This window comes from Desulfonatronospira sp. MSAO_Bac3 (genome assembly GCF_003838035.1).
GTDB classification, from domain to species: Bacteria; Desulfobacterota; Desulfovibrionia; order Desulfovibrionales; family Desulfonatronovibrionaceae; genus Desulfonatronospira; species Desulfonatronospira thiodismutans.
In genome coordinates, this window is the sequence record NZ_QYZY01000214.1 from 1 (window position 1) to 7555 (window position 7555).

Below are 7555 nucleotides of genomic sequence, written 5' to 3' on the forward strand. Positions count from 1 at the left end.
AATATGTAACCCAAAAAATAGTTTCCTCCTTTTCAGCCCTGAAACAAAAATTCATTCTGTGCACTGTCAGTCTGATGTCCGCAGACCTGGCCCAGGCCCGGAAACAGATCTCCGGCCTGGGTTTTGACCGTCTGGAGTCCATGGGCAAGGGCTGGATATCTTTTTTAAAGGGTGAGGACGACCGGGCTACGGACCTTTTTGCCAAGGCCTTGAAGGATCTGCGCCAGGGATACAGATCCAAAAAGATTTTCTTTTCGGATAGTTCGGGGCAGGTTTACCTGCTGAGTCTGCTTAGAAAACAAAGCCCCAAAAGCCTGAAGCAACTGCGTACCCTGCTGGGCGACCTGGACAACCAGGTCAACCAGAATAGCCGCGATGTCTTAAAACCCGCCTTATACGGCCTGCAGGCCATTTTGCACTATATAGACATGAAAGAGGAAGCGGCCCTGGAAAAGCTGGGGAACATGCCTTCTCATCCCGAGCTGATTACAGGGTTTACCTGCAACCTGGCCAGGTACTGGATTAAAAACAAACTGACCCCCACCCAGCAAAAAGAGGTCCGCTCCATTCTGGATCGGGCTATGGACTGCGGTTTTCACTGGATGAGCATAGAAGCAGGCAGCCTGCTCATGGCCACCCATCCCAAGGTGCTGGAGCAGAAGGAGCGCGATTATATACAGGGCCTTATGAGACAGACCGGAATCAAACCCATGTCGGACCTTGTGCAGCCTGTTGAAAAATGGAAAATGGCCCTGCAGGCCCTGCAAAAAGCAGCAGATGAGCAGGGTGACACGGGCAAAAAGCAGCGTCTGGTATGGCTTGTATCTATAGAACACGGTCAGCTGCAACGCCTTCAGCCCAAACTGCAGAATCAGACTGCCAAAGGGGCCTGGACCAAGGGGCGAAACGTGGCCCTGAAAGTCCTTTTTTATCAGTCAGGGGGCCTGGATTATCTGAGCAGTCATGACCAGAGGCTTATTACCTCGCTGAATAAATATTTTGATGGATACAGATCCAACTGGTTCGAGTTTAAACTGGACCAGGCCCTGCCCATGCTGGTGGGTCATCCCAGGGTGTTTCTGGAAAATGATCTGAATACGCCTGTGGAGTTTGTCCGGGGCGAACCGGAAATCAGCGTGGTCAAATCAGGCCAGGGCTATAAGCTTTCCATGACTCCGGATCTCAGGCAGCATGCCCAGGTGGCTGTGCAGGAAACGCCCTACAGGTACCGGGTGGTGCAGGCCTCTGATGCCCACAGGCGTCTGGCCGGTGTCCTGGGGAGCAAAGGGGTCAAGGTGCCCGGCCAGGGTCGGGGCGAACTTTTAAAGACCATATCCGCCATTTCCGGGATGGTCACCATACATTCGGACCTGCCGGAGCAAACCGGGGATATTCCCGAAGTTGCCGGAGATGCTGTGCCCTGTTTCAGGATCTATCCGGCTGGTTCCGGTTTCAAGGCGGATATGGTGGTGCGGCCCTTCGGGGACGCGGGCCCCTTTGTCCGGCCGGGCCAGGGCAGGGCTGCTCTTATGGCCGAAGTCAGGAACAAGAGGATGCTGGCCAGGCGCGATCTGGAGCTGGAGGCTTCTAAGGCTGCCGCAGTGGAAGCCGCTTGTCCCAGCCTGGAAGAATTAGAGGGCCGGGATAATCTGTGGATTATAGAAGATCCGGCCGGATGCCTGGATCTTTTATCTGAGCTTAAAGATCTCCAGGAACAGGACATGGTGCGTGTACTCTGGCCTGAAGGCGAAAAGATGCGTATCGCCCGCAAGGTGAACCTGGACGACCTGGAGCTGGAGCTCACCAGCCGGCAGGAATGGTTTGAGGTGGACGGACAGATATCCGTGGATCAGGAGACTGTTTTAAAATTAAAAGACCTGCTCAAATCTTTTGAAGAGCAGGATGTGCGTTTTGTTTCCCTGGATGATAAAAGCTATGTGGCCCTGACGGGAAAGTTGCGCAGAAGACTTGGCGAAATGGGTCAACTGGCTGAAGTGGGCAAGGACGGCATAAGGCTTCCCGGGCACAGCATCCTGGCCCTGGAAGACCTGGACCGGGAGGCGGGGAGCTTCAAAGGGGACAAGGCCTGGTCCAGTCGCAAACAGGAAATACGCCAGGCCCTTTCAGCCAGTCCTGCGCCGCCCTCCACCCTCAGGGCGGATCTGCGGCCCTACCAGGAGGAAGGCTACCAGTGGCTTTCCAGGATGGCCAGTATGGGCCTGGGGGCCTGCCTGGCCGACGACATGGGCCTGGGCAAGACCTTGCAGGCCCTGGCTGTGATCCTGGAACGGGCTTCTCAGGGTCCTACCTTAGTGGTGGCACCCACCTCGGTCTGCCCCAACTGGCTTTCTGAGTCAGCCCGTTTTGCCCCGACTCTCAAGCCTCTGCTCTACTACGGCAAGGACCGCCAGGGGCAGCTGGCCCAGGCCGGACCCTTTGACCTGATTGTCTGCAGTTATGCCCTGCTCATGCAGGACGCACAGCACCTGAGCCGGGTGGACTGGCAAAGCGTGGTCCTGGACGAGGCCCAGGCCATCAAAAACTGGAGCGCCAAGCGCACCCAGGCGGCCATGAATCTCAGTGCCGGCTTCAGGATGGCCACCACCGGCACTCCCATTGAAAACAACCTGACCGAACTCTGGACCCTGTTCAGGTTTTTGAATCCAGGCCTGCTGGGGGCCAGGAAAAAGTTCAATGAAAAGTTTGTCCTGCCCATCCAGAAACAGGAAAACAGTGAGCGCAAAAAGACCCTCAAGAGGATCATTCAGCCTTTTATCCTCAGGCGGGTGAAGTCGCAGGTGCTGGAAGAACTGCCATCGCGCACCGAGGTGACCCTGAAGGTCAGCCTGAGCCCGGAGGAAACGGCCATGTACGAGGCCATGCGTATGCAGGCCCTGGAAAACCTGGAGCAGGTAAGCGAGCAGGGCGGAGCCAGGAACCTGCGGATTTTGACCGAGCTGACCCGGCTCAGGCAGTTTTGCTGCCATCCCCGGATGGTGGTTCCTGAAAGCCGGGTGCCCGGCTCCAAACTGGACCTGTTGCAGGAGATAATTACAGAGCTTCTGGCCAACAAGCATAAGGCCCTGGTGTTCAGCCAGTTCGTCAAGCACCTGGCCCTGGTACGTGAGCGCCTGGAGGCCATGGGCATCGAGTACCGCTACCTGGACGGCAGCACGCCCGGCCATGTCCGGGAGCAGGAGATCCAGGCCTTCCAGGAGGGCCGGGGGGACCTGTTTCTCATAAGCCTCAAGGCCGGCGGGCTCGGCCTGAACCTCACGGCTGCAGACTACGTCATCCATCTTGATCCCTGGTGGAATCCAGCGGTGGAGGATCAGGCCACGGACCGCAGTCACCGCATAGGACAGGAAAACCCGGTGACCGTGTACCGGCTGGTGGCCGAAAACACCATAGAGGAAAAGATTGTCCGGCTTCACGCTGAAAAACGCGACCTGGCCGACAGCCTGCTGGAGGGAACCGACAGCGGCAGCAGGGTCTCGGCGGAAGAACTGATGCAGCTTCTGCGGGATCCTGCGTGCTGAGGAATCAGGGGACAGGAGTCAGAGGTCAGGGGGCAGGAGGCAGGGGTCAGGGGGCAGGAGGCAGGGGGCAGGAGACAGGGGGCAGGGGGCAGCAGTCATAGGTCAGGTCTGGGGACGTGGTTAAAAGAAGGGACAACTCTTTCAATGGGGTGACGGGCACGGCCCGCATCAGCCAAAGGTCAAAGACTTAAATGAGCAGTAACGCAAAAGATAACCTCCAGGGCAGGCCGGATACTTCCACCAGGAGCTGGTTTGCGGTTTCCATTGCCATTACCGTACTTCTGGTAGGCTTTTTGCTCTGGCATCTGGTTTATTCCTATCAGCTCATGGTTTCTTTCAGAGAGAGGGAGTTTGTCATAGAGCGTTCATCCTGGCAGCTCCTTCTGTATGCCGAATCCATGCAGATGTACGCCTTAGTGGCCGCCACCAGCGGGGATATCAACTGGGAAAGAAACTACCTGGAAACAAGACCCCAATTGGAGAACGTTCTGCAGAAAATCCAGGAGCTTATGCCCAGCCAGGAGGTGGAGAAAATCGTAGAGGAGATCAATGAGCACCTGACGGTAATCAATGAACTGGAAGAAGAGGTTTTTTCCCTGTTGAAAAGGGGCGAAAAGAGGGAGGCCTACAACCTGCTTTCAGGATGGGAATATACCAAAAATCGTATGGATTTCTCCGACAGGACGCGGGATTTGACTGAACTGATTCAAAAGCGACTGCAGGAAAGGACCGCCTATGATACCACCAGGCTGGCAGTGCTGCTGGTCCTGGGAGGTCTGGGCGTGCTGGTCCTGTCCTGGGTTATTACTTTGAGAATCTGGCGGATGCAGGTAAGAAAGAAACAGGAAGCAGAGGAGAATATATCCCTTCTTCTGAATAATTCCGGACAGGGTTTCATGCTGGCGGACGAAAACCTGCTTGTTGATCCCAACTACAGCCTGGAGTGCGAAAACATATTCGGACCCAGGGTTGCCGGCAACAGCCTGCCGGATCTTTTATACCCGGAAGGCGGGTATGACAGGGAGCATTTTGCTGGATCTCTGCGGATGCTGATGCAGGAGGAGGATGATTTTATCCAGGATAATATAATTTCTTTGCTGCCTGAACAGCTGTATGTAAATCATAAGTATCTCAAGCTGCAATACAGGCTCATTTCCAGCACCCAGATCATGCTCATAATTACCGACATAACCGAAAAGGTCCTGCTGGAAAAGGAAATTCAGGAGGAGCATAAAAGACTTTCTTTTGTAGTCAGTGCCCTGGAGAACAAAAACGACCTGCTGGAAACTCTTCGCGAATACGAAAACTTTCTTGAAGAATCCAGGAAACAGCAAAAAGGGGATAAGCCCTCAACAGGTCCTGAAATTGACCAGTTATTCCGCAAGGTGCACACTTTCAAAGGTGTGTTCATGCAGTACGAGATGCCCTATACTCCGGAAGCTCTGCACTCGGTGGAACAGGGCCTGGCAGAGGCTGCCAGAGGCCGGGTTGAGGCCTGTTCAACACCTGGTTCAGGGGAACTGCTTCCCGGGCAGTGGTTGCTGCAGGTGTTGAGCAGGGACAAGCAGGTGCTTGTGGATTCACTGGGCAAAGGGTTTCTGGATTCTGCCAGAGAGGTGAGCGTATCCGAGGACAGTCTGGCCGGCATGGAGTCAAAGGCACAGGAACTGCTGGAATCTCATGCTGTTCCAGAGCAGGTGCAGCAGGGCCTGAGCCAACTCCTGTACAGCCTGAAAAAACTTCGCTATAAGAGCCTGCAGCTGTCCCTGGGCAAGTATGCCAGGTTTGTGCAGCAGATGGCTGACAGGTCTGGAAAGCTTCTGCACCCCCTGCATATTCAGGGTGATGATATTTATTTCGACCCCCGGGTATTTAATCCATTCATCAAATCCCTGGTGCATGTTTTCAGAAATGCCGTTGCTCACGGTATAGAAGATCCGGAAGAGCGTCTAAAAAAGGGCAAGCCGGAATCCGGACAGATCCAGTGCCGGATTGAAAATACCCCGGAAGGTTTCGTGCTGAGTATTAGTGATGACGGAAGCGGCGTGGACCTGGAAGGGCTAAGGGAAAAGCTGCGGGAAAGTGGTGCATACAGCCTGGAAGAGCTGGGGCTGATGGATGAAAAAGAGCTTTTGATGCAGATTTTTACCCCCGGGGTGTCCACAGCGGCCGAAGCTGATAAATGCCGGGGCCGGGGTGTGGGCATGGATGCAGTGTCTGCAGCGGTAGAGGCGCTTGGCGGCAGTATAGAGGTGAAAAGTGCTGCAGACCTGGGTACGGAAGTGGTTTTTTACCTGCCGGGGCAGGGGTTCTTGAAAATTTGAGGGATTTCGTAAGGGAGGTATTTTTTGCAGGAACAAAGCGTAAATATCAAGGACCTGATGCAGAGCCTGGCACAGGGTACGCAGTCTTTTCTACAGTCCGAGGCCGGGGTGTCAGTCACAGGGATAGACTGCCGGTATGAACCTGTAAACACTCTCAAGCTGTCTTACCTGACATCCCTTATAAGCGTGAACAGTTCCATCAATATGTTTTTTGCATTTTCCTTTGAAAAAGATCTTATTTTCTCTATTCTGCGTCAAATGACCCAGGGTCTGGATTACCCGGAGGAAGAAACGCCCGACTACCTGGAGTCGGCAGCCACTGAGATGCTTAATATCGTAGTGGGCAATACTGCTGAATTTTTCGCCCCGGGGGGTGAACGGGTCACTTTTTCCCCTCCCATTGTAATCCAGGAGGCCAGGAATATGATCAGAACTCAAGGCACCACCTTTTATTCATCTGTCGTCCAGACAAGCAAGGGCAATCTTTATATCCACCTTATAGGTCCCAGGCAGTTGTTTGATGAGCAGTTAAATAATCTGGAGGCAGGTTCATGAGCAAGTTTTCTTTCATGGTAGTGGACGATTCGCTCATTACCCAGCGCAAACTTTCACAGTTGCTGGAAGAACTGGGACACAGTGTGGCAGGTACCTGTGTCAACGGACAACAGGCCTGTGAAAAGTATATTCAATTAAAGCCCGATTTAGTGACTATGGATATCACCATGCCGGTGATGGACGGTATTGAGTCCACCAAAAAGATAATTGAGTCGGACCCGGAGGCGGTTATCGTCATGGTCACCTCCCACGGCCAGAAGCAGACGGTGATAGACGCCATCAGCGCGGGGGCCAAGGGTTATATCCTCAAGCCCTTTTACAGGGACAATGTGGCCCAGACCCTGAACAAGGTCATAAACAAGTACCTGAACAAAGAATGACCCGCCAGAACAACAACAGCATCATATTCAATTCCCTTTTTCAGGCCCTGCCTTTCGGGGTGTATATAGTGGATGTTCAGAGCCATCAGCTGTTATTCGCCAACCGGCATCTGTCTGAAATGGTAGGCGGAAACGTCCGGGAGGGAGGCATCTGTTACCGGGAGATATTCAATTTCGAGAGCCCCTGTATGCATTGCAGGATAAAGGAGCTACGTTCAGACGGAGAGGAGCAGTCAGGGGATCACCTGACTTTCGAGTTTTTTAACGAATACAACGACAGGTGGTACCAGTTCCATGAGCTTATGGTGCCCTGGACAGACGGTCGTCTGGTAAAATGCACCTTTGCAGTGGATATAAGCGAACTCAAGGCGGCCCAGAATTCTCTGGCCGAGGCCCATGCCAGGCTGGCCATAAAAAACGAGGAACTGGAAACGCTCTATGCCCGGGATGTACTTACAGGTGCGTACAACAGGGTCAAACTTGACGAAATTATGGACAAGGAGCTTGGCAGGTACGAGAGATACGGCAGGCTGTTTTCCATCATACTTATGGATATCGACGATTTTAAAGACATAAACGATACCCTGGGACATCTGGCCGGGGACAGGGTACTTTACGAAATGTCCAACCTGTTGGCTGCCAATACCAGGGCTACCGACCTGTTGTGCAGATGGGGCGGAGAAGAGTTCCTGCTGGTCTGCCCGGAAACCGATTCTTCCGGTGTCAGGCCACTGGCTGAAAACCTCAGGCAAATGGT

General features: G+C 53.8%; 5 protein-coding genes. All 5 read left to right on the forward strand.

Going from position 1 to position 7555, the window contains the following annotated elements:
• The coding region (locus D5S03_RS07385) for a DEAD/DEAH box helicase (RefSeq protein WP_287043261.1) at positions 1–3539 on the forward strand (3539 nt) is incomplete at its 5' end.
• 191 nt (positions 3540–3730) lie between these two features.
• Positions 3731–5863 (forward strand): ATP-binding protein, encoded by a 2133-nt coding sequence (locus tag D5S03_RS07390; RefSeq protein WP_287043262.1) that lies wholly within the window; start codon positions 3731–3733, stop codon positions 5861–5863.
• 24 nt (positions 5864–5887) lie between these two features.
• Positions 5888–6418 carry a chemotaxis protein CheX gene (locus D5S03_RS07395; RefSeq protein ID WP_008869342.1) on the forward strand — a complete coding sequence of 177 codons (531 nt, stop codon included), beginning with the start codon at positions 5888–5890 and terminating at the stop codon, positions 6416–6418.
• The gene (locus tag D5S03_RS07400; protein ID WP_287043265.1) at positions 6415–6798 is read left to right on the forward strand and encodes a response regulator; all 384 of its coding nucleotides are present in this window, start codon (positions 6415–6417) and stop codon (positions 6796–6798) included. The genes D5S03_RS07395 and D5S03_RS07400 overlap by 4 nt, the downstream gene beginning before the upstream one ends.
• The coding region (locus tag D5S03_RS07405; protein ID WP_287043266.1) for a GGDEF domain-containing protein at positions 6795–7555 on the forward strand (761 nt) is incomplete at its 3' end. The genes D5S03_RS07400 and D5S03_RS07405, both read left to right, overlap by 4 nt.